18 protein-coding genes and 2 pseudogenes are annotated in these 23028 nt (G+C 64.8%); 9 read left to right on the forward strand and 11 right to left on the reverse strand.

The window, feature by feature from the left end; translation table 11 throughout:
• The first annotated feature begins 293 nt into the window (after window positions 1–293).
• From A5698_RS28300 to A5698_RS27270, 4 genes are all read left to right on the forward strand, one after another.
• Window positions 294–557, forward strand: a complete 264-nt coding sequence (locus A5698_RS28300) for a hypothetical protein (protein ID WP_084792650.1) — start codon at window positions 294–296, stop codon at window positions 555–557.
• A gap of 283 nt (window positions 558–840) precedes the next feature.
• Window positions 841–1023 carry a hypothetical protein gene (locus A5698_RS27260; RefSeq protein ID WP_068303537.1) on the forward strand — a complete coding sequence of 61 codons (183 nt, stop codon included), beginning with the start codon at window positions 841–843 and terminating at the stop codon, window positions 1021–1023.
• Window positions 1020–1334: a hypothetical protein gene (locus tag A5698_RS27265; RefSeq protein ID WP_068303539.1), complete on the forward strand. Its 315-nt coding sequence runs from the start codon at window positions 1020–1022 to the stop codon at window positions 1332–1334. Before A5698_RS27260 ends, A5698_RS27265 begins: the two co-directional genes overlap by 4 nt.
• Before the next feature lie 803 nt (window positions 1335–2137).
• A complete protein-coding gene (locus A5698_RS27270) occupies window positions 2138–3268 on the forward strand; it encodes a hypothetical protein (protein ID WP_068303542.1) in 1131 nt (376 codons plus the stop codon).
• A 46-nt stretch (window positions 3269–3314) separates the two neighbouring features.
• Here A5698_RS27270 and A5698_RS27275 read toward each other — a convergent pair whose 3' ends face one another.
• From A5698_RS27275 to A5698_RS27300, 6 genes are all read right to left on the reverse strand, one after another.
• Window positions 3315–3695: a hypothetical protein gene (locus A5698_RS27275; protein ID WP_068303544.1), complete on the reverse strand. Its 381-nt coding sequence runs from the start codon at window positions 3693–3695 to the stop codon at window positions 3315–3317.
• Window positions 3696–4216: 521 nt separating this feature from the next.
• On the reverse strand, window positions 4217–5935 hold the full coding sequence (locus A5698_RS27280; protein ID WP_156670918.1) for a YadA family autotransporter adhesin: 1719 nt from the start codon (window positions 5933–5935) through the stop codon (window positions 4217–4219).
• A 936-nt stretch (window positions 5936–6871) separates the two neighbouring features.
• Window positions 6872–8017 carry a hypothetical protein gene (locus tag A5698_RS27285; RefSeq protein ID WP_068303549.1) on the reverse strand — a complete coding sequence of 382 codons (1146 nt, stop codon included), beginning with the start codon at window positions 8015–8017 and terminating at the stop codon, window positions 6872–6874.
• Window positions 8018–8495: 478 nt separating this feature from the next.
• Window positions 8496–9827: a hypothetical protein gene (locus tag A5698_RS27290; protein WP_068303552.1), complete on the reverse strand. Its 1332-nt coding sequence runs from the start codon at window positions 9825–9827 to the stop codon at window positions 8496–8498.
• 600 nt (window positions 9828–10427) lie between these two features.
• On the reverse strand, window positions 10428–11114 hold the full coding sequence (locus A5698_RS27295) for a sensor domain-containing protein (RefSeq protein WP_068303555.1): 687 nt from the start codon (window positions 11112–11114) through the stop codon (window positions 10428–10430).
• Between the two features lie 272 nt (window positions 11115–11386).
• Window positions 11387–11713, reverse strand: a complete 327-nt coding sequence (locus tag A5698_RS27300; protein WP_068303558.1) for a hypothetical protein — start codon at window positions 11711–11713, stop codon at window positions 11387–11389.
• Between the two features lie 220 nt (window positions 11714–11933).
• On the opposite strand from A5698_RS27300, the gene A5698_RS27305 reads away from it, so the two are divergent.
• The 3 genes from A5698_RS27305 (at window position 11934) to A5698_RS27315 (ending at window position 15201) form a co-directional block, all read left to right on the forward strand.
• Window positions 11934–12254 (forward strand): hypothetical protein, encoded by a 321-nt coding sequence (locus A5698_RS27305; protein ID WP_068303561.1) that lies wholly within the window; start codon window positions 11934–11936, stop codon window positions 12252–12254.
• 119 nt (window positions 12255–12373) lie between these two features.
• Window positions 12374–13867, forward strand: coding sequence for a flavin-containing monooxygenase (locus A5698_RS27310; RefSeq protein ID WP_068303564.1), 1494 nt, complete (start codon window positions 12374–12376; stop codon window positions 13865–13867).
• Window positions 13868–13911: 44 nt separating this feature from the next.
• Complete coding sequence (locus A5698_RS27315; protein WP_068303567.1) at window positions 13912–15201, forward strand: acyltransferase family protein; 1290 nt, start codon at window positions 13912–13914, stop codon at window positions 15199–15201.
• Here the strand turns inward: A5698_RS27315 and A5698_RS27320 are convergent.
• Together A5698_RS27320 and A5698_RS27325 are read right to left on the reverse strand one after the other, a co-directional pair.
• Window positions 15158–18025 (reverse strand): MMPL/RND family transporter, encoded by a 2868-nt coding sequence (locus A5698_RS27320; RefSeq protein WP_068303570.1) that lies wholly within the window; start codon window positions 18023–18025, stop codon window positions 15158–15160. The genes A5698_RS27315 and A5698_RS27320 overlap by 44 nt on opposite strands.
• Window positions 18026–18107: 82 nt before the next feature.
• The gene (locus tag A5698_RS27325; protein WP_068303573.1) at window positions 18108–18737 is read right to left on the reverse strand and encodes a cutinase family protein; all 630 of its coding nucleotides are present in this window, start codon (window positions 18735–18737) and stop codon (window positions 18108–18110) included.
• Between the two features lie 181 nt (window positions 18738–18918).
• On the opposite strand from A5698_RS27325, the gene A5698_RS27330 reads away from it, so the two are divergent.
• Window positions 18919–20118, forward strand: a complete 1200-nt coding sequence (locus A5698_RS27330) for a DUF7159 family protein (protein WP_502688999.1) — start codon at window positions 18919–18921, stop codon at window positions 20116–20118.
• A gap of 6 nt (window positions 20119–20124) precedes the next feature.
• Here the strand turns inward: A5698_RS27330 and A5698_RS27335 are convergent, their stop codons facing one another.
• From A5698_RS27335 to A5698_RS27345, 3 genes and pseudogenes are all read right to left on the reverse strand, one after another.
• Window positions 20125–20577 carry a DUF5078 domain-containing protein gene (locus A5698_RS27335; protein WP_068303580.1) on the reverse strand — a complete coding sequence of 151 codons (453 nt, stop codon included), beginning with the start codon at window positions 20575–20577 and terminating at the stop codon, window positions 20125–20127.
• A 16-nt stretch (window positions 20578–20593) separates the two neighbouring features.
• Complete coding sequence (locus tag A5698_RS27340; RefSeq protein ID WP_068303583.1) at window positions 20594–20932, reverse strand: DUF732 domain-containing protein; 339 nt, start codon at window positions 20930–20932, stop codon at window positions 20594–20596.
• Window positions 20929–22797 (reverse strand): annotated as a pseudogene (locus tag A5698_RS27345) (MMPL/RND family transporter); the annotation flags it as partial. The pseudogene A5698_RS27345 and the gene A5698_RS27340, both read right to left, overlap by 4 nt.
• Here A5698_RS27345 and A5698_RS27350 point away from each other — a divergent pair.
• Window positions 22789–23028: pseudogene (locus A5698_RS27350) on the forward strand (MMPL family transporter); the annotation flags it as partial. The pseudogenes A5698_RS27345 and A5698_RS27350 sit on opposite strands and share 9 nt — an antisense overlap.

Below are 23028 nucleotides of genomic sequence, written 5' to 3' on the forward strand. Positions count from 1 at the left end.
GTGCGCGGTCGCGCCGTAGGTCGCTCTCTCGCCCCCTTCGCTGGTCAGGAAGTTTTCTCAACGCTCCCTTGCAGGTCAGAGTGCGCACCCTGGACTGCGCGCCGCGCACCCTGGGCCAGGGAGCGCGGGCGATTGTTCCCCTCGACGCTCCGACCTGCAAGGGAGCGCCAGGGAGCGGGGTGCGCGATACGGGCGTCACCCGCTCCCTGGGGTCGCCCCTGGCGCGCCGACGCCCCGCGCATCTCGGCTGCCAGCAAACCGCCGCCCCGCGCGCAACCTGGAAAGGAAACGCGATGACCGACTGCCGTCACTGCCGACCCAGCGTCAACCAAGACCCCGCCCTGCACTGCCATCTGTGCGGCCATCACATCGGAGCGCGCCGCACCCACTACATCGTGCGGCGAAGCTTCGTGCTGTGCGCTACCTGCCTGGAGGGCCGCCCGGCACACGACAAGATGCACCCCGACTGTCCGCAGCGCTGGCATGACCTGTTCGACCATGAGGTGCGTCTCGCCACCCGGGGCGGGGCCTGGCGCGTACTACAAGAGGCCCTGTGAGCCCGACGCGGCGGTACGTCGGTACGGCCAGGATCACCGACTTGTTCAGCTGCTTGGGGGGCGTGCCCAAGCTGCCCGGCGCGGCGTGCCGTGGTCGTCACGCCCTGTTCGATGGTGAGACGACCGCCGACCGCATCGCCGCAGAGCGCCTCTGCCGCGACGCCTGCCCCTCACTCGGCGCGTGCCGTCGTTGGGTGGCGTCCCTGCCCCGATCGCGTCGCCCGCTCGGCGTCGTCGCCGGGAGGTATGTCGACCCGGTGAGAAGATGACAAGAGGTGAACCCATGAGCCATCCGCCCTACATCGAAGTGCTGTTCGCCCGAGGCGATCCGCCGTATGAGTCGCACGTCGTGCGCGGACTCACCGCGCGTTCACTGGCCGAACTGGGGTGCGCGGTGGCCGAGGCCGACCAAGCGGGCGACGACATCGCAGACGTGTTCGCCGCATGGGCGACGGCCTACCAATGACGAGACGCCAGGGGCGCACCACAAGGCTCGGATACGGCAGCGCACATCAGCGTGAACGTCGCCGTGTCGCGGAGGTCGTCAACCGCGGCGGTGTCCGCTGCTGGCGATGCGGGCGCTACATCGATCCGGCCGAACCGTGGCACCTCGGACACGCAGACACGATGCACGCCAAACGCTTCGGCGTCTACGCTGGGCCGGAGCATGCTCGGTGCAGCTGGACCGCTGGCGGGCACAAACGGCAAGGCCGCACCGCCGCGCTCAAGCCACCGGTGCGCCGACCACGGCCAAAGGCGCTGGAGTTCTTCGACTGATGAATCCGACTGCGTCCCAACGTGTTTGGGCGTCTGAATTCGACTGCGCGCCAGTGTGTTTCGGTGGTTGTTGCCATTGCACACATCGATGTTTGCTGGGATCGCTCTGACCTGCGGTTTGGTGCTGTTTTTTTTAGCTGGCTTCCACATAACACCTGTCGCCGAGCGATCTATCTACCGCCGTTTTGACATGCCGCCGAGCGAACCGCCGCATAGGCGCTGAACTGGCCGTTTACTCGCTACAGCAAACTATGAGATGTGTTGTGCGCCAACAAGATTCGGCTATCAAGTAAGACCCGCCGGGGCAGGCCTCCCGCTCGCCCGTGCGTTCACCGACAGCGGGCGGCGCGTATTCCCCCGCCCCGGCGGGGTCGCCATCAGTGTCGCACGCTTGCGTCGCCGATACGCCCGCTGACGGCAAGGGCCTGAGCAGTACCTCGCATCGCTGCGCGCCATGGGGAACGCGCGGCGACAGCCGCGGCACTGCGTCCACCACACCTCGGCCATAGAATCCATTCTACGTTACGGCTAGCCAATGGTCGGCGTCGAAATGCGTTACGGCTAAGCGCGTTACGGCTAAGCCATTGTTGCCGTTGATATTCCAAATCCGTGCGACAATTCAATCGCCCGGCCGTTGTCGGGTATCCGGTGACCGCCGTTGCGATCACTGTCCCGGGGTGGCCCGGTGGCCGATTGCCAGCTGTGGCGTCCGCTGGCCGTGAGGGCCGAAATGCTCCTGAAGGATCTTGCGCGCCTGCGAGCGCGCCCCTGGCGATCGTGCCGAAACTGGAAGGGACAGAGCAATGAAGAAGACCGATATAGATGCACTGGCCGAGCTTCCGCTCGCCGAGATCGAGGAACGGATCGCCAACGCGAGTGAGCGCGTCGAGACCCGAGTGCAGCGCGCCCAGGGTGAGAACCGCGACTTCACCTCGCGCGAGGCCGACCTGACCGCCGACGACCGCACGGAGTTGGGCGCGCTGCGGGATGCGCTGCAATTGCGCCGCCGCAATGCCGAGCAGTCTGAGAAGGTCAACCGAGCGGTTGCCGAGGCCGTCGAGACCCGCTCCGCGCCGTGGCAGCCGACCCTGCTGGTGAGCGAGGCCAACCTCCACGCGGCCGCCGAAGCGCTGCACGCGGGCCACAGCTACGGGGCCACCGAACTCGTCGAGACCCGTGCGCGGATGACGACCGCGGGCGATCTGGGGTCGGCCGGGGCGTGGGCTCCCGGTGCCCCCAACGACCCCCGACACCTGATCGCGTTCGCCGGTATCCCGGTGAGCCAGCTGACCGGGCGCACCGCGCAGGTCCCGAAATACACCGGGCCGACCGCGGCGGCGGGCGTGGACGAGACCACCGACCACGGCGAGTACGACACCGTCGAGCCGGTCAACCTGACCGCGCTGCGCTACGGCCGCTGGTCCGATGTCTCGGCGCTGGCCAATGTCGTCGACGACCTGATCGGGCTCAACCGCATGCACGCCTGGGCGATCGCCCGCGATCTGGACCTGATGGCGGTCGCCGCCGTCGAGGATGCCGCCGCCTCGGCGGGCGTGTCGGCCGACCTTGAGCAGCGCGTGCGTGAGGCCATCCTGAGCGTCGCGGCCGAAACCTACTCGGCGGAAACCGACCTGGTGGTGTTCGGTCAGCCCGTCGACCTGGCCGAGTTGACCGGCACCACTCCGACCAACGCCGACGATCTGGGCAGCTACGCGGTGCGCTTCGCCGGTGCGAGGACCTACCCGACCACCGCGGCAACCGCGGGCACGCTGACGGTGTTCGCGCCCGCTGGATTCGCCTGCTTCCAGGCACCGCTGCAAAGCGCGACGCTGATCGACCCGGCCGACGGATCGAACAAGTTCGGGCAGTGGCTGCACTCGACCGGCGTCGCCAACCAGATCGTTGGCGCGGCCGCGACGGTCGGGGTCAGCTAACCCCGGCTCGACGTCGCCGGGGCCTGGCGTCGGCTCCTGACCCCGGTCAGAGCCAGCCGGGGTCGTCTTCGGGGCGCTCGGCCTGCGACGCCCGCTGTCGGGTCGCCGCTGCGTCGGCGGTGCGGTGCCACATGGCCTCGTCCCAGTCCGAGTTGGCGGCCACCTGGCACGCCAGGGCCCACACATTGCCGTCAGGTGCGGCCGCGCCGTCCGTCTGGACGGCCCACATGCGGAGCAGCGCGCCGCCAATGTCGGCGAGTTCGGCTGCCGTGAGATCGCGCAGCCCTATCGCCTCGGCCTCGGCGTCGTCGATGTGCCTGAGCCGTACGTGCATGCACACGTACCCGCACAACGCCGCGGCCTTCTCGGTCGCGCTGGTCGCGCGCTGCACCCGCGCTCTGGCGTCGTCCAACATGTCTTCGCTCATGGTCGTTTCCTTCGGTTTGCCTGGTGTCGTTTTGGGGGAGGTGCGTACAGCAACCGGTACAGCAACCCGGTCAAATTCGCGGGTATTCGCTGCTGTTCGCGGATGTACGGAAACGCCAATCTAGCTGCGGTAAGCGGTTATTCGCGAACATGCGCGAACACCAATATTGAGTCTGGGGGTCAAGTGGTCGCAGGTTCAAATCCTGTCAGCCCGACGCATGTCAAAGGTGCTTTCCCAGGTTGCGGCAAGGCGCCTCTTTTCTTCGTCTGGTTGCCTGGGACGGTGAACTCATTCCTAGAAATTCCCGGACTTCTCAGAATTCTTCAAGTCCCGGAGTCGCCGGAATCCTTGGGTTTTTCTGAGTGATCAGAGTCTTTGTCTGATGCTCCACACTCGTTCTCGAATCTTCGCGCTCGTCGGATTCGTCATCAAAAGTTTCCTTGGCGCACAGTGCGAGCCCCGCGCCCCGGCGGGTGTGTCGTCTGGACACGCTCCGCCGGGGCCTGGGCGGTTGTCAGCGGTTACGGCTCGTGGACTTCCTGGCCGTTCCTCGCTTCGACCCGGAGGTTGGAGTTGCCGTCGCTATTTACGGCGGCCGAGGCTCCGGTAAGGGCGCCTTCGACATTATTTGTCGCGGTAGCACTGTTGCTTTCGTTATCGGAGCCACCCGTTGCTGCCTCGGCAACCGTCACAGCGTTGTTAGCGGAGTTACTAGCGGAGGCGTTATTCCCAGTGTTGTCGTTGCCTCCACCGCCGGCTGCGGCGCCAATGGAGCTACCAGTTCCGCTGTTGGTGGCCGACGCACTGTTGCCGCTGTTGTTGTTGCCCACGAGCCCCGCATAGGCTTGGACGTAGGCATCGGCGCCGCTGTTTGTTGCGGTGGCGGTATTTGCGTCGTTGCCGGAGCCATTGGTCCCAGCGAGGGCGCCCACTGCGGCGTTGTTTGCGGTATTGCTTGCGGATGCCTTATTTCCAGTGTTGTCGTTGCCGCTCATTCCGGCTGCGGCGGCAGTGGCACCGTCCGCACCACCGTTGTTCGCCGTCGCGGTATTGCCGTCGTTATTGTTTCCGTCGCTTCCAGCTCGTGCCTGACTGCCGCTGATGCTGCCGCTGCCCGTGTTGGTGGCGGTGGCGGTATTGTTGTCATTGTCATTTCCGCCCATGCCCGCGTCTGCAGCGGTGCTGGTGCCGGTAGCGCCGGCCGTGTTCCCGCTGTTGTCGTCGCCGAAGGATCCTGCAACGGCGCCGCTGTTTGTTCCGGAAGCACTCGCGCGGTTGTTGGTGTTGTTGGCGCCACCCACGCCTGCAAGGGCGGAGGTTGGATTATCGCCACCACCGGAGTTGGTTGCGGTGGCTGTGTTGCCGCTGCTGTTGGTCGCGGCCGAAATCTCGGGAACGCCGCTACCGGCGAACGCTGCCGCATTTCCGCCGTTCGCGGTGGCGGCGTTGTCGTTGTTGCCGTTGCCGTAGGAGCCTGCTACGGCGACGCTGTTGTCGCCTGGAGCCCCGGTGGTTGTATTGGCGCCAACCGTAGCGCGGTTGTTGTTGTTGTCATTCCCATGGGAGCCCGCGATGGCGCCGCTGTTGTTACCGGTGACGGTGGCTTTGTTGTTGTTGTTGTTGTTGCCGTCGTAACCCGCTTCGGCGGTGCTATTGTCGCCGCTCACCGTGGCCTTGTTGTTGCTGTTACTGGTGTCGGCGGCCCCGGCGCGCGCGATGCTGTTCTCTCCGTTGGCTTTCGCGGTGTTCTTGTCGCCGCCAGCTGTCGTCGCCTGGGCATTGGTGCCGTTGGCCGTGGCGCTGCTGCTGTTGCCGCTCGTCACTGTCGCGGTGGCACCATCACCTTTGGCTCTGGCCTTGGTCTTCGTGCTGCCCTCCGGCGTGGTGGCGGTCGCAGTACCGCTTTGACGTACGATCACACCGTTTTTCGAGACGGCGATGTTCTTCTCCGGCTTCGGTGCCTTTTGCGCGCTGGGCGCCTTCGCCGTTGACGCATCGCTTGCGACTTTGGTGTCTTTATCGGTCTTGTTCGACTTCGCCGTAGACGAGTCGCTTGAAGCGGTCGAGTCTTTATCCGGTTTCGCGAACGCCTCCACCGGCGTCGCGAAGAGTCCGACCCCGATCCCGAGCGCGACAGCTAACGCCCCGACGCGCCCGATGTAACTTGCATTACCCATGTTGAGTTTCCCCTGCCCTGTCAGAAATGAGATGTGATGTGTGGTGATGTGGAAAGGGGGCACGGCCTTGAAAACCGCGCAGTGGGCTTATCGCAGTGCACACAACCCCCCCATTGCCCCCGATAGTTGCCGTCGACGATCGACCTACATATTCACCAACGGACATGCCCACGGTAACCCAGCGACCGAAAAAACAGTCACATTTGTGACAATTTGCCTACGCGAGTCTGATAAGCAGGATGATCATGAAATCAACGACTATCTATAACACGTGCCGCATGCAGCTGCCATGTAGCGCTACCGCCAGCGAAGCTGAATAAGCAACTCTCCCACGGATGAGCACAGTTCAAAGTTGTTCTCGACAAGTCTAGCAACGAGCATGCACCAACGCGCTCGTCAAGTCTTCAATTCCTGATTATGCCGATCGGAGAGGCTGCTTACTTCCCGCGGTATCGACAAATATTTTGCTTCGTCAACTAGGCCGTCGCCCGAAGACGTCGCGAATGAGGCATACATATGAGAAGTGAACAGGACGATGATGCTATTTTTGTTGACTTCTGAACTTTCTTTACGGTCGTCCGCAGGCCCGTCGCTCTCACGAGCGATGGACCAACTTCTTGGCGATTTCTTGTAATCAACGTGACGGAGTCGGCAGCGCTGGCGCCACAGCTACTGGCGACGACGGTTGATCCTTTCGGTGCGACGACATATCCCTACGCCAAATGGTCAACAGACCTTAAATCCACAATTGAGACTCATCGCACCTACTGGGACCCGACCGCGGGTTGAGCGACATTCCTATCGCTCAACGATCGTTAGGAGGTCCGATCGCGGTGCCGCTGCCCGGCGTCGGGATTCTGAGTGCGGATCGCCCTTGTGCACCACCTTCGCGGCGTGCGTCGGTTCTATGAGGACTGCTTGACCCGCATTCTCCGGGTGGTAGCAATGGCGTAGCGAAATTGCCGACAGTTCTTTGCAGGCTGGGCGGCGGATAGTCACCTACTCCTCGGGCGGCTCGACGACCGTGTCACCGTCGGTCGCCGTGACGTCATAACCGTCATTGCCATCGCTGAAAATGCCGGCCCCAGCCGCGGTTGTGCCGCCATCGACGTTATTCGTGGCGGTGGCGGTGTTGTCGGTGTTGTCGCTGCCGAGAGACCCAGCGAAAGCCTGCAGGACGGTATTGCTTCCGCTGTTCGTTCCTGTGGCGGTGTTGCCGGAATTGTCGCTACCAACTGAGCCGGCGATGACCTGCATGAGGGCCCCGCTTCCGGTGTTTGTTCCGGTGGCGGTGTTGTTATCGTTGTTGTCGCCGATGACGCCGGCACCGACAACGATCGAGCTATCGCTACCGGTGTTGGTGGCGGTGGCCACATTGCCGGAGCTGTCGTTGCCAGGGCCGCTGCCCTCGGGCACCTCTGGTCCGGTTCCGCCGCCGGCCCACGCTTGCGCATCGTGGCCGATGACGGTGGCGCGGTTGTTGGTGTTGTTGTTACCGAAGGAACCTGCCCCGGCCACACTGTTGTCGCCAGGGACTCCGGTGGTGGTGTCGCCGGTGACGGTGGCGGTGTTGTTGCTGTTGCCGTTGCCGTTGGCGCCCGCGTAGGCGGTGCTGTTATCGCCGTCGACGGTGGCCTTGTTCTTGTTGTTGTCGTCGCCGCCGCTGCCCGCGTAAGCCTGGCTGTTATCCCCGGTGGCCCGGGCGGTGTTGTTGTTGTTATTGCTGCCACCGATACCGCTACCGTCATCGCCGGCGGCGGCGGTACTGCCATCACCGTTGGCCTTGGCGCTGTTCTTGACCCCACCGCCCGCAGTCGCCGACGCATCATCGCCCACCGCGGTGGCCCTGCTCTTGCTACCACTGGTCACTGTCGCTGTGGCGCCGTCGCCTTTGGCCTTGGCCTTGGTGCCGGTGCTACCCATCGGGGTTTCCGCTTGGGCGGTGCCACTTTGTCGTACCACCACACCGTTTTTCGAGATCGAAATGTTCTTTTCCGGCTTGGGCGCCTTCGCCGCTGACGCATCACTCGCAGCCTTGGATGCCTTCTCCGCCTTAGGCGCCTTCTCGGTCTTGTTTGCCTTCGACGTCGACGAATCGCTCGAGTCTTTGTTTGGTCCCGCGAAAGCCTCGACCGGCGTCGCCATCAGACCGACCCCGATACCCAGCGCGACAGCTAACGCCCCGACACGCCCGATATAAGTTGCATTACCCATGACAAGAACCCCCGAAATTTCGATGCCGTGTGTGGTGAGTGAGTATGTTCAGCCGACATCGAGAACGTAACCCGTCAGATAGCGCAGGATGACCGTATTCGTCAATTTTGTCACGAAGGCCGCTGCCTACCAAACTGCGGAAACTGCCTCCGGAACAAGGGATCCGCCAGCGTGCACCGCTGAGAGGTCGACATGAAACCTCAGATTGACTGTGCGACAGCAGATCTAGGTCCTAAATCCGCACCGTCGCGCACCGATTCCGGGCGGCCAAGCAGTTTCAGCGCCAGGCAGTCAGGCGATCCACCCGACGCCGGTGGACTGGCGATCCAGCCGACGCTGGTGGACTGTCAAGGCGGCGGGCATCGCCGTTTAAGAGGACACCCGCCGCCCCGCAGGGTTCGTTCCTCGGCTACGGGCAGCTGCCCGGCGTGCCGTTGGCCGCCGTGGCCGTGCACCCGGTTGGAGCCTGTGCCGAGGCCTGCGTGGTGGTTGCTTCGAGGCTATTAGTGGCGGTGGCATTGTTGTTGGTGAGGCCGTTGCTGCCTCCACCTGCGAGCGCAAGGAGGAAGCTGTCGAGGCCGCTATTGGTAGCGGTGGCGGTGTTGCCGGTGTTGGCATTGCCCTCGATTCCGGCGGAAGCCCCCGATTGGTTGCCGTCGCCGGTGTTTGTGACAGTGGCAGTGTTGTCGGTGTTGTTGTCACCCATCCATCCGGACTTTGCCACCGTCAACCCCCCCTCGCCAGTGGTGGTGGCGGTTGCGGTGTTGCCGCTGTTGTTGTCGCCATACATGCCAGCGCCCGCCTGGGTGTCGCCGCCGCTGGTTGTGGCGGTGGCGGTGTTGTTGTCGTTGTTGTCGCCGAAAGCGCCGGCAATGGCGAGAGCAGAGCCGTCGCCGGTGCTGGTCGCGGTAGCGACGTTTCCGTCATTGTTGTCGCCCGTTCCTAGGAACTCTGCGCCGCCGCCGGCCAGGGCTCCGGCATTCGTGCCGACAGCGCTGGCGCGGTTGTCGGTGTTGTTATCACCGAAGGAGCCTGCGAGGGCCACGCTGTTGTCACCAGGAACTCCGGTGGTGGAGTCGGCCGTGACGGTGGCCGTGTTGTTGTTGTTGCCGCTGCCGTTGGCGCCCGCGTAGGCGGTGCTGTTGTCGCCGTCGACGGTGGCCTTGTTCTTGTTATTGTCGTCGCCGCCGCTGCCCGCGTAAGCCTGGCTGTTATCCCCGGTGGCCCGGGCGGTGTTGTTGTTGTTATTGCTGCCACCGATACCGCTACCGTCATCGCCGGCGGCGGCGGTACTGCCATCACCGTTGGCCTTGGCGCTGTTCTTGACCCCACCGCCCGCGGTCGCCGTCGCACCGTCGCCGGTAGCGGTGGCCCTGCTCTTGCTGCCGCTGGTCACTGTCGCGGTAGCCCCGTCGCCTTTGGCCCTGGCCTTGGTGCCGGTGCTACCCATCGGGGTCTCGGCTTGGGCGGTGCCGCTTTGTCGCACCACCACACCGTTTTTCGAGACGGCCACATTCTTCACCGGCTTGGGCGCCTTGGCCGCCGACGCATCGCTCGCGACTTTGTCGCTTTTATCCGCTTTGTCCGCCTTGTTCGTCTTCGCCGACGACGAATCGCTTGACGCGCTCGAATCTTTGTCTGGTTTGGCGAACGCCTCGACCGGCGTCGCGAACAACCCGACCCCGATGCCCAGCGCGACAGCTAACGCCCCAACGCGACCGATGTATGTTGCATTACCCATGATGGATCTCCCAGAGATGCGATGTGGTGTGGTGAGTGGAAAGCTGGCCTCTCGGCTTTAACTCGAGCGACGGACGTTTGCAATACATGCAGACCCCCAACCCCGACGAAGGCCCGTTGACGATCGTTGACAATGCCTTCCAACGGGTTTGCTCAATGTAACCGAGAGATGAACCAATCTGTCGCTCTTGTAAAAGATTTGCCCGGGAATCGCTAATGCAACGTGAATGGTGGGAATAAAGAGTACTTGTGAGGCGCGTGTTCATGGGCCAGCTGCCCGCATACCAAGTGGGTCTGGCGTCAAGGTAGCCCCGTAGACTGTATACAGCCTGATCGTGACTGCCCTTCGGTCGCTAAGCGACTGCCGGCGCGCAACTTATCCCGCCGAGGCTAAAACACGACAGTCTCGAGCACCTGATCCAGACCAATCTCTTCCGTAATCAACAAAACAATTTGCTTTGAGCAATAAACGCGATGATTCTGAGTTGAACCGTGGCATACCAACAATGAGAATTGACCCGCCCACGAGGCGACGCCGCCGAGTCACATAGCAATCTTCGACCGCTTGACATCTTTGCCGCAGGATGTCACCGGCCGCTCGTCACCAGCGAGCGGTCACCTTCTCCGCGATCTGTTTGGCGATCCGCACGGCCGAGTCACCCGGGTTGGGGCTGCAGGTGTTGACGTCGATGATCACGTTGTTCTCCAGCGCGACAGCGTGCCCGCACGCCCATCCCGGTGCGGCGGCTTCCTGAAGCGTCGCGACAGTGCTCAGCACATCGTCGGCATTACTGATCGGCCCGACGCTCCACTTCGTCCCGCTCTGAAGATGGGTGTACTCGTGGCAGGCGGGCCACTGCTCCGCGGAGGCATCGAAAAACGCGTGAGCCTTTTTCACGAGCGGGTACAGCACAACGGCCTGCTTGACGTAGTGGGCGAACTTGTCGCCGTCGTTGAGGCTCTGATCGCGCTCCGCCTGGAATCCGCTCTCCGCGTACACCGGCGCCTCCGCCGCCCCGTCGATGCCGAGGCACTCGCGCGGCTCCATCGTGGCGCTGTTGTCCGACATCGCGCTCTGCGCGCTCGTGACTTCAAGGGTCTGTGACCCCATCGCGGCGTTCAGCTCTCCGGGGTTCAGGAGCAACTCGTCCAGTTCCCGTTCCACCAGCGGGCGCGGTATCAAGGTGGGTGTCGGTGTGGGCGTCACTGCATTGCCGACCGAACTGGCACACCCCGCGACCAGAAGACAAACCATCGCGGCGCCGAATGCCGTCGCTGGTTGGCGCATGTAAACCTCCCCATGGCAGCCGTGTCCAACCAATCACTCGCGGGCGATGTCCCCAACATCGCGACGCGTGGACTAATCGTGCTACAGGGCGGCCACCGACTGGAAGATGCCTATCGGTGTTTCTGATAACGATGGACGCTGCATCTGATAACGATTCGTGGCGACGCTCGGCGGTGCGCTGCTTAGTGACAACAACGCTCGCCGACCCCACAGGTTTCGAATACGTCCAGAAACCTCTGTCCGGCAACAAGATTGAACGCGTTACTCACAGCTTATGACGAGGAGTCGTCGGACTCGTCCGACTCACCGCCATCGCTGCTGTCCTCGCCAGAAGAGTCGGAATCCTTCGCTTCATCTTCATCCTTATCTTCTGAATCGGAGTCGGAGCCGGACGACTCCTTCCCATCTTTGGCCTGCGCGCTTTCGTCGAGCTTGTCTGCGAACTTGGTCAACGCGCGTGCGAGTTGACGCGCTTCGTGAGGTTCGAGCGAGTCCCCGAACAGCAACTCCCCGCTGTCGTTCGCTCGCTCGACGTAGACCAGGTTGTCCTTCGCCGCGACGTTCCACTGGCCGGATTCGTGCTCCTGCTGCTCGGACATCGTTGTCGCCTCCCCTATGAGCCTTTTGGCGGTAATACCCACGCCCGCCGACTGTCAAGCTTGCAGATCTCGGATCACCGGGCTGGACCCTTGCCGCGGAGACAGGAAAACCTCCTCACACACGTGCGGATTCTGACCCCGCGGCGATTACGCAGCCCCTGGTCGACTCGCAATCATTTCTCTCACCACCCCCGCATCGCCCCTGAGAGGAACACCCGACATGACCACCACCACCCGCCGCACGACCCGCATCCAGTACGCCGCCACCCTCATCGGCGCCCTCGCCGTCTTCGTCTTCGCACCAGCGACGGCCTACGCCGTCGACAACGAGCCCACCCCGGGTGGCGGTGGCTGCACCTACACCGACTCCGACGGCTATCCCATTCCGATCGACGACGGCCAGGACGTCTTCGTCGACGGCAAGCTCGTCTCTTGCCGCGGCGGCAAGATCGTCGTCACTACCGCACCGCAGCGCAATCAAGCCGGCATCCGCCCGACATTGCCTGTAAACAAACTGCCCGTGCTCGCCCGGCTGCCCTGAACCCCTCCCAACGATCGGCCCGCCATCCAACGGTGGCGGGCCGATTCAATGCGGTCGAGGCCCCCATCCGCAGTACATTCCCCGCATGCCGACTTCGGCGCCGGCGGGGGCGTCGCGCAATGCCCGGTGACGTCGCGGTCATCGGCGCGGGCCCCGGGGGGCTCGTCGCGGCGCGCTGGCTGACCGCCCAGGGATTCGAGCCCACAATCTACGAGCGAACCGCCCAACTGGGCGGGCAGTGGACCGGCGAACCGGGCTGCAGCGGCGTCTGGCCCGCCATGCACACCAACACCAGCCGCATCCTGACCGCGTTCAGCGACCTCGAGCCCGACGACGGTGCCGTCTTTCCTCCCGGCCGCGAGATTCTTCACTACCTGCAGTGCTACGCCGAGATGTTCGACCTCACCCGGCGAATCCGGTTCCTCACCCCGGTGACGAGCGTTCGCCGCGGCGACGGCGGCTGGCTCGTGAGCGCCGCCGGCGCCGAGCAGCGATACGAGCGGGTGGTCGTCGCCACCGGACGCTTTCAGTCGCCCGCAATCCCGGCTGTCGACGGCCTGTCCACCTTCACCGGCCCCGCTGGCGCACGACCGACCTTCCACTACCGCGGTCCCACCGACTACTGCGGTAAGCGTGTGCTTGTCGCAGGCTGCGCCGTCAGCGCTTTGGAGATCGCCTCCGAATTGGCCCAGCACGGCGTCGAAGTCGTGGTCACTCAGCGCCGCCAGCGTTACGTCCTACCGAAGTTCGCCGCGGGTGTCCCGTCCGACCACCGCATCTTCACCCGGTACGGGGCATTGGCCGACGAAGCGCTGCCGGTCGCCGAGATCGACCGCCAGCTCAAGGAAATCGTCATCGACGCCGGCGGAACCCCGCAGCAGTACGGCGCCCCCGCGCCCGATCCGTCACTGTTCACCGCCGGTATCACGTTGAGCCAGCACTACCTGCCCCTGGTTGCCGAGGGCCGCATCCGGGTGCGCCCGTGGATGACGTCGGTCGACGGTACGAACGTGGCGTTCGCCGACGGCCACGCCGAGCAGTTCGACGGCATTGTCTTCGGCACCGGATTCGAGTTGTCGATGCCGTTCCTGAACAACGAAATTCGGGCAACACTCGACATGGACGCTGTGCACTTCAACACCGACCGCCACACCTTCCATCCCGACCTCCCCGGCTTGGCGTTCATGGGAATGTGGGACCAGTCCGGTGGCTACTTCGTGCCGCTCGAGTTGCAGGCGCGCTGGATCGCCTACACGTGGGGCGGCACGATCCGCGCTCCGAGCGATGACGACCAACGCCGTGCGATCGCGGCGTACCGCTCGCGCCGGGGCCTGCCGCAGAAGACCCGGATGAATCTGGTGGCGTTGACCTTCGCTCGCGCCGCGGGCGTCGAACCGGGGATCGACAACTGGCCGAAGCTTGTCCGCGCGCTGCTGTTCGGGCCCCTCGCGCCGAGCTGCTTTCGCCTCGAAGGCCCCGACGCACTGGACGCGGCACCGGCGCGGTTTGCCCGCGATGCCGCCGCCTTCGGCGCGATCACCTCACCTGAGTTCACCGAGCGTGAGAATGCGTACCGCGCGCTGTTGGGGACCGAGTCCGGCCGCATCGCGTAGTACTACTCAAGCCCGTGGGGACACCGTCAGGGCATCCTGAACGCATGTCGCTCACCAAACCCCTGGCCGGCGCCGACGAACTGGCCGCAGACACCCCGCCGACGCGCGACCGCGCCGTCGACGTCGCCCGCCTCGGCGCGCTCCTCGTGGTCATGTTCGGCCATTGCGCGCTGCTGCTGGCCACCGTCGACGCCAGCGGTGTGCGGATCGGCAACATCCTCGGCGAGATTCCCGCTCTAGCCCCGGTGACATGGGTCGTGCAGGTCATGCCGTTGTTCTTCCTCGCCGGCGGGGCCGCCGGAGCGTACGGCTGGCATGCGGGCAAGTCGTGGGGGACGTGGCTGGTCGCCCGCGCGCAGCGGCTGTGCCGGCCGGTGTTCTGGTATCTCGCGGCGTGGACGGTCGGGCTGCTCGCGGTGCGGCTGACCCTCGGCGCCGACTCTGCCGCGGATCTCGGCCGCGAATCCGTCGCGCTGCTGTGGTTCCTCGGCGTCTACCTGGTGGTGCTCGCGTTCGTTCCCGCCCTGACCCGCCTGTCGACGGGCCGCGGCGTCGCCGTCATGGTGGTCGGGCTGCTGGCCGCGTCGGCAGCGGTCGATGCCATCCGGATCTCCGCGGGCACCCCGATGGCCGGCGTCGCGAACTTCGTCGTCGTCTGGCTGATCCCGGTGGTGTTCGGTGTGGGCTATGCGCGACGGTTGATCAGCCGTCGCGCGGCGCTCGTGACGGCCGCGGCGGCGCTCGCCGCACAGATCGTGGCGGCGGTGGTCGGGCCGTACGAGCTTTCGTTGGTCGTCACCGGTACCGAGCACCTGTCGAACGTCTCGCCTCCCACGCTGCTGCTCGCGCTGCACTGCACGTGGATGTCGGCGGCGTTCGTCGCGTGCGCCGGGGCGATCCAGCGGTGGGCTCAGCGACCGCGGGTCTGGTACGTGGTCGCGGTCGGCAACGGGGGAGCGATGACGCTGTACCTGTGGCACATCGTGGCGATCGCCATCGCAGCGTTCTCGTTGCACGCGGTGGGTCTCGACGCGTATGACGTTGACGCACAGCACTTCTGGGCGCTGCTGGCGCTGCGGGCGGCGGTGTTCGCCATGGTCATGTTCGCCTTGTTCAAATTGCTGTCACCGCTCGAGCATCGCCGCCTTGCGTGGTGGGACGTACCCGTCGAGGCCACCGGCGGGCGGTCGCTCGCCGCAGGTGTGCTGATCGTGCTGGCCGGTGTCGCCTTGGTGCTGCTGGCCAAGAACGGGCTGACCGGGGCGATGGGTTGGACGATGCTGGGGTGCTTTACGGCGTCGGCTGCTTCGGCGCGGGCCATGGCACGGGCTTAGGCCTGGTTCGGACCATCTGGGGCCACCAGAACCAGCGGCCGAGCAGGGCGGCGATCGACGGCGTCATGAACGCGCGGATCACCAAGGTGTCGAACAGCAGGCCCATACCGATCGTCGTGCCCATCTGTGCCACCACGGTCAGTTCGCTGACCACCATCGAGATCATCGTGAACGCGAACACCAGACCCGCCGACGTCACCACGGATCCGCTGCCGCCCATCGCCCGGATGATCCCGGTGTTGATGCCGGCCGGCAGTTCTTCCTTCAACCGGGCGACCAGTAGCAGGTTGTAGTCGGCGCCCACGGCCAACAGGATGATCACCGCCATGGCCATAACCATGAACTGCAGCTCGATGCCGAGAATGTGCTGCCACACCAGAATCGACAGACCGAAGGACGCGCCCAGGGACAGCACGACGGTGCCCACGATGACGGCTGCGGCGATGACGCTGCGGGTGATGATGAGCATGATCGTGAAGATCAGTGCCAGGGCGAGGATGCCGGCGATCATCAGGTCGTAGTTGTTGCCGTCCTGCATGTCCTTGAACGCCGCGGCCGTTCCGCCGACGTAGATCGTCGACCCCTCCAACGGGGTGCCCTTGATGGCTTCCTTGGCAGCCTTTTTGATCGCGTCGATGCGTTTGATGCCGTCGGCGTTAAGCGGGTCACCCTCGTGCTGGACGATCATCCGCACGGCGTGGCCGTTGGGCGAGATGAAATTCTCCATACCGCGCTTGAATTCCTCGTTGTCGAAGATCTCCGGCGGCAGGTAGAACGTGTCGTCGTTCCACGAGTCGTTGAAGGCGTCGCCCATCGCCGACTGGTTCTCGCTCATGGCGGCCTGCTGATCCTGCAGTCCTCCCTGGGAGGCGTGCATGGTCAGCATCATGGTGCGCATGGTGCGCATCGACTCGATCTGCTCGGGCATCAGCGCCAAGAGTTGTGGCATCAGTGCGTCGAGCCGCTCCAGGTCCGGGACCAGGTCCTGAACCTTGTCGGTCAGCTTGTTGGTGCCGTCGATGACGTCGAAGATCGACCGCAGCGACCAGCAGACCGGAATGTTGAAACAGTGCGGTTCCCAATAGAAGTAGTTCCGCAAGGGACGTAGGAAGTCGTCGAGATCGGCGATGTGATCCCGTAGTTCGGCGGTGTCGACGGCCATGGTCTTGGTCTTCTCGACCATGCTGTGCGTGGTGGCGTTCATCTCGCCCATCAACGCCATCATGCGGGTCATGGTGTCGATGGTTTTCTGCATCTCGTCGGCCTGAACCAGCATGTCGGCCATGCGGTCCTGCATGTACTTGCGGTTCAGATCCTGGTTCACTCCGCCGAGGCTCATCTGCGCGGGAATCGTGCTGAACTCGATCGGCTTGCCGTTTGGGCGGGTGATGGTCTGCACCCGCGAGATGCCCGGCACCCGGAAGACCGCCTTCGCGATCTTGTCGATCACCAGGAAGTCCGCCGAGTTGCGCAGATCCTGATCGCTTTCGATGAGCAGCAACTCGGGGTTCATGGTGGCGGGGGAGAAGTGCCGTTCCGCCGCGGCGAAGCCCTGGTTCGCCGGAAGGTCGGCGGGCAGGTACAGGCGGTCGTTGTAGTTCGGCTGATAGCCGGGCAGGGTCAACAACCCGACCAGCGACAACGCGACGGTCGCGATCAGCACCGGCCCCGGCCAGCGGACGATGACGGCGCCGATCTTGCGCCAACCACGAATGCGCATGGCGCGCTTGGGTTCCAACAACCCGAACCGGCTTCCGATGGTGATGACCGCCGGGCCGAGGGTCAGCGCGACCAACACCGCCGTGGTCATCCCGACCGCCAACGGGATGCCCAGTGACTGGAAGTACGGCAGCCGGGTGAACGTCAGGCAGAAGGTGGCGCCGGCGATCGTCATCCCCGACCCCAACACCACATGCGCGGTGCCGCGGAACATGGTGTAGAAGGCCGACTCCCGGTCCTCGCCCAGTGTGCGCGCCTCCTGGTACCGCCCGATGAGAAAGATCGCGTAGTCGGTGGACGCGGCGATCGCGAGCGTGACAAGGAGGTTCGTCGCGAACGTCGAGAGGCCGATCAGCTCGTGATAGCCCAGGAACGCGACCACTCCGCGCGTGGCCGACAACGCCATGAAGACCATCACCAGCTGGATGAGCATGGTCACCACCGACCGGTAGACCAGCAACAACATCGTGATGATGACGGCGAACGTGGCGAATTCGATGATCCGGATGCTCCGGTCGCTGGCGATCTGCTGATCGGCGTACATGGCCGATCCGCCGGTCACATAAACCTTCACCCCCGGCGGAGGAGGCAGATCCTCGACGATCTTCTTGACCGCCTCGGCGGACTCGTTCGACAGCGCCTCGCCCATGTTGCCGGCCAGATACACCTGGACGTAGACGGCCTTGCCGTCGGCGCTCACGGCCGCGGCCTCCGTCAGCGGGTCGCCCCAGAAGTCCTGGATGTGCTCGACGTGGCTGCGGTCGGCTCTGAGCCTGTCGATGAGTTCGCCGTAATACTGGCGCGCATCGTCGCCGAGTGGTTGCTCGCCCTCGAGGACGATCATCGCCGAGCTGTCGGACTTGAACTCCTCGAACACCGTGCCGACGCGCTGCATCGCGATCACCGACGGAGCGTCCTTCGGGCTCATCGACACCGACCGCATCTGGCCGACGACCTCGAGCTGCGGCACCGTCACATTCAGCAGCGCGATGAGCGCGATCCAGGCGATGACGATGGGAACGGACAGCCGCCGGATCCACTTGGCGAGCGGAGACCGCGCGGGTGGCGCGGCCTGATCGGTTGAATGCGCGGTGGAAGCGCTCACCAGGAATTCACCTCGGCGGAGCTCCTCCCTACGGTGTTAGGACCGCCTTAGTTACTACCAGATGCGGCGCCCCGACCGGTAGTCAGATCCGGCCCGCAGCGAACTCCGCAGCCTGGTTAACCAATCCCGCCTGAACATACGCGCCGTGGGCACCCATGTCGCGTCCACCCTCGAAGCAGATCGGATCGTTGGGCACGCACAGGTCGATGGTCTTGCCCGCGTAGTCAGGACCCATCGATGGCAGCGGTCCGGGCGACAGCCGATCGGCAAAGCTGCTGCGCGGACCGCCGAACAGCGCGACCGCGGCGACGTGCGGAGCGACCGTCGGCGGCATCGCGGCGGTGGCGACGTCCATCACCGCCGCACCCTGGGAGTAGCCCCCGAGCACCATCTGCGTGGCGGGGCAGCCGGCGGCCACCGCCTGCACGTGGGCGCGGGTGTCCTCGGCGCCCGCGCGGGTGCTCACCGCAAAGTCGCGGCTGGCGGGGTAGTTGACGGCGTACACGCCGACGGATCGGTCGCCGAGGCGGGAGCGGACCGAGTCGACGAAGGCCTGTCCGATACCGCCCACTCCTGGGGGTTCGGTGGTTCCACGGGCGAAGACGACTTCGACGTCCGGGCATGGCGCCGCCCCGGCGCTGGGGATGACGGTCGGCGCGGACAGCATGGTTGTCGCGGCCAGAAGCACCGCGAACCTGGCGAATGCACTCATACACCTATGTCGCGCCGAGGCGTCCGGGCGTGACACCCCGTTCACGGAGCGCGCGGCGGCAAACGGAGCTCGACTGTGAGTCGCCTGGTCGGCGCGTCCTCTTCGAGATGCCGGAAGCCGGGAAGCAAATTATGCTCGCTTCGCCGATCCAGGCGGGGAGAGGGAGGCAGCGTTGAAGACGGTGCTCGGGCTGTCGATGACGTCGACAGGTATCGCGTGGGTCCTGGTCGAGAACGGCGACGGTGGCCCGAAGACGTTGGACCACGACCACTTCTCCGTGGTCGCCAACGCCACGGACGGCGACATCTCCATACACGAGGCCGCGGTGCGGGGCGCACGGGCGATCGCCTCGGCCAGCGGTCACCGGGTGGACACGATCGGCCTGACCTGGAGCGCCGATGTCGCAGCCAAGGCCGAACTGCTCCGGAAATCGTTGTCCACCAATGGTTTCGGAAAAGTAGCACCGGTCCGGATGGCCGATGCCGCTCGATCGTGGGCGCGGGCGCTGGGACCCGGGGATGAATTCGACCGGTGCGCGGTCTGCGTCGTGGAGTCCTCTGCCGTGACCGTGGTGTCGGTGCTCGGCGACACCGTCCGCACCGCGATGACGCACATGCGCGAGAGCGCGGACGGCCTCGCCAAGTGGCTCACCAGTTTCTTCGCCGACGAGGAGATCCAGCCGCGCCGGCTGTACCTGATCGGCGTCCGCGGGGACCTCGAGCTGATCTCCGGCCCACTCGAGACGGCGCTCGGCATCCCCGTCATCTCGTCCGAGGACGTCCAACTCGCACTGGCCCGCGGCGCCGCGCTGTCCGGATCCGCGGTCGAGGCCGCCGCAACGGCCGAGCCCGCGGTGAAGTCCACCGAGCTGCGCTCTCGGCGCCGGCTGAGTTCACACGGCCGGGCGGCGATGGTCCTCGCAGTGGGTGTCGTCGCGTTGTTCGCGTTCGGTCCGGAGCTGGCCCGGTGGGACGCGCCGCAAACCAGGGTCGGTCCGTCGGCCGAGACACCGATCGAACCCGCCGCCGCGGTGTCGGACTCAAGCCCGTCGATCAGCGTCCACGCCGTTCCGTCGGCGCCCGTCGTCCCGATCGTGGTGAAACAGATGATCGCCAAACCGGTGACAGGGCCGATTCTGCCGACCGCGCGATCGGCAGAAACAGACGATGTCACGGTGGAGCCCGTCGCCGCGCCGACCCTCACCGCCGCACCGGACACGGAATCAGTGGTACCCGCGGCCGAGGTGAGTCAGCCGACCGAAACCGTCGCTGTCGCACAGGCGGCACCGTCGGCTCCGCCGCTCACGACTCCGCCGGCGTACCTGCCACCGCCGGACCCGGTGCAGCTGGCCTTGAGCCCGCTGTTCGGCGGGCTGCCCTGAGCCCGACTACGGCGTGGCGGTCCAGTTCCAGATCTCGGGCTGGCTCGGCGGGTAGTTCATGCACACGTCGGTGGCGTGTGCGACGACGCCCTTGTTGTTGAAGAACAGCTTGGCCCAGTTGCCCCAGCGGGTGGCCATCTGCTCGTAGAACACGTTGGTCGCGGTGTTCTCCGAATACTGGCGACGGCCCGCGTAATCCAACGAGAAGAACCAGTAGATCCGGTCGCGGGCGCCCTTCTGCACGTCCAGGGGCCGGTTGTGGTAGTCGATCATGTAGCGCTCGAAGTAGAACGGGTCCTGATCGCGGACCGCGGCCATGTACTGGTCGACCGTGCACGGGGTCCGCATGATCCGGTTGGGGATCGGGTAGTCATCCGTGGCGTCCGCGCCCGCGTTGGCCGGGAACAGTAGCGCCGCGCAGCCAAAGGATGCCAGCGCAATGGTCGCTTTACGAAACACTTTTCGGCTCCTAGCTCTAGCTGTGGTCACGGGCTTGATCGAGGATGGGGAGGCGGTCGGGGCAGTAGTAGCGCAGCGCACCCGCGAGGAACTTCCACGACTGCTCGGTGCTGTTCTGACCCCGCGCCAGCTGATTCTGGACGAACTGTGCAGACGCGAAGGCGTCCCGATCGACACCCTTGCGGATTCGCTTACAGGTGATCTTGCCGATCCAGGCGTTGTAGTCCTTCTGCCCGTAGATCCCGTACGTGTGCAACTCGTTGGTGAAGTTGGTGTCGATGTCCTGCGCCTGGGCGGGCGCCGCGACCATGAGCGCGGCCGCCGCGGTGGCTACTCCAACAATCAGTCGTTTCATGACTGTGCTCCTTCCCCCCCTGACGGCGTCAGTTCCCTCGGTTTCGGCCACGGTACAGGCACTGGACGTTCTCGCACCCGCTGTGGCCACCAGAACCACTTACCCATGAGCGCCGCGATGGACGGCGTCATGAATGCCCGGATCACAAGAGTATCGAACAGCAGGCCAAGTCCGATGGTTGTTCCGACTTGTCCGATGACTGTCAATTCGCTGACAGCCATCGACATCATCGTAAACGCAAAGACCAGGCCGGCTGAGGTGACAACGGAACCGCTGCCGCCCATCGCCCTTATGATGCCGGTCCTGATGCCCGCATGCAGCTCTTCCTTGAGCCGCGACACGAGCAGCAAGTTGTAGTCGGCGCCGACGGCCAACAGGATGATGATGGCCATCGCCATGACCATCCAGTGCAACTCGACGCCGATGATGTGCTGCCAGATCAGGATCGACAGGCCGAACGACGCGCCGAGCGAGATCACCACCGTGCCGACGATCACCGCGGCGGCCACCACGGCGCGGGTCAGCAGCAGCATGATGGTGAAGATCAGCGCGAGCGCGAGGATCGCCGCGATCATCAGGTCGTAGCTGTTGCCGTCGGACATGTCCTTGTAGACCGCGGCGGTGCCGGCGAGGTAGATCTTGGAGCCCTCCAGTGGAGTGCCCTTGATGGCCTCCTTTGCGGCCTGCTTGATCGAGTCGATCCGCGCGATGCCTTCGGGGGTCATCGGGTCGCCGTCATGGGCGACGATGAACCGCACCGATTTGCCGTCCGGCGAGATGAAGTTCTCCATGCCCCTCTTGAACTCTTCGTTGTCGAAGACTTCCGGCGGGAGGTAGAACGAGTCGTCGTTCATCGACGCGTCGAAGGCATCACCCATGGCAGTGGAGTTCTCCTGCATGGCTGCCATCTGGTCCTGCATGCCCTTCTGCGACGAGTACATCGTCAGCATCATCGTCCGCATCGTCTTCATCGTTTCAATCATCGGCGGCATGAGCGTGACCATCTGCGGCATCAGCTTGTCCAGCCGCTCCATGTCGGGCAGCAGGTTCTGGATGTCGTCGGTCATCGTGTCGATGCCGTCGAGGGTGTCGAACACCGATCGGAACGCCCAGCAGATCGGGATGTTGAAGCAGTGCGGTTCCCAGTAGAAGTAATTGCGAATGGGCCGGAAGAAGTCGTCGAAGTTGGCGATGTTGTCGCGCAGCTCGGCCACGTCGACGGTCATGTCCTTCATCTTCGTGACCATGCTGTGCGTGGTCGCGGCCATCTCCTCGGTGAGCTTGGACATCCGCTCCATGTTGGCGATGGTCTTGGCCATCTCGTCGGCCTGAACCAGCATGTCGGCCATCCGGTCCTGCAGGTACTTCTGGTTCATCTGCTGGGTGGTGCCCTGCATGCTGATCTGGAACGGAATCGAGGTGTGCTCGATGGGCTTGCCGTCGGGCCGGGTGATCGCCTGCACGCGCGAGATGCCGGGCACTCGGAAGACCTGCTTGGCGATCTTGTCGATAACCAGGAAGTCCGCGGAGTTGCGCAGGTCGTGATCGCTTTCGACCATCAGCAGCTCGGGGTTCATCCGAGCCTGTGAGAAGTGCCGGTCGGCGGCCGCATACCCCTGGTTGGCAGGCAGGTCGGCGGGCAGGTAGTTCCGGTCGTTGTAGTTGGTGCGGTAGCCGGGCAGGGCCAGCAGGCCCACCAGCGACAGGGCCACCGTCGCGACCAAGATCGGACCGGGCCAGCGCACCACCGCAGCGCCGAGCTTTCGCCAGCCGCGCACCCGCATCGCCCGCTTGGGTTCGAGGATCTTGCCGAACCGGCTCGCGAAGCTGATGATCGCCGGTCCCAGCGTCAGGGCGGCGAAGACCGGGAAACCGCGTACTACACGATGTTCCACGGCACGGCGCACGTCGTGCTGGGCTCGGGCCTGACGATCGCCGGCGCGCTGTTCTGCCTGAGCTTCACCCGGCTGCCCTATTTCCAGACCATGGGTGTGCCGCTGGCCATCGGCATGGTCACATCGGTCTTCGCCGCCCTGACGCTGGGACCGGCGATCATCAGCTTCGCGAGCCGGTTCGGCAAGATCCTCGAACCCAAG

The organism is Mycobacterium sp. E136 (assembly GCF_001666865.1).
In the GTDB taxonomy this organism is placed as follows: Bacteria; Actinomycetota; Actinomycetes; order Mycobacteriales; family Mycobacteriaceae; genus Mycobacterium.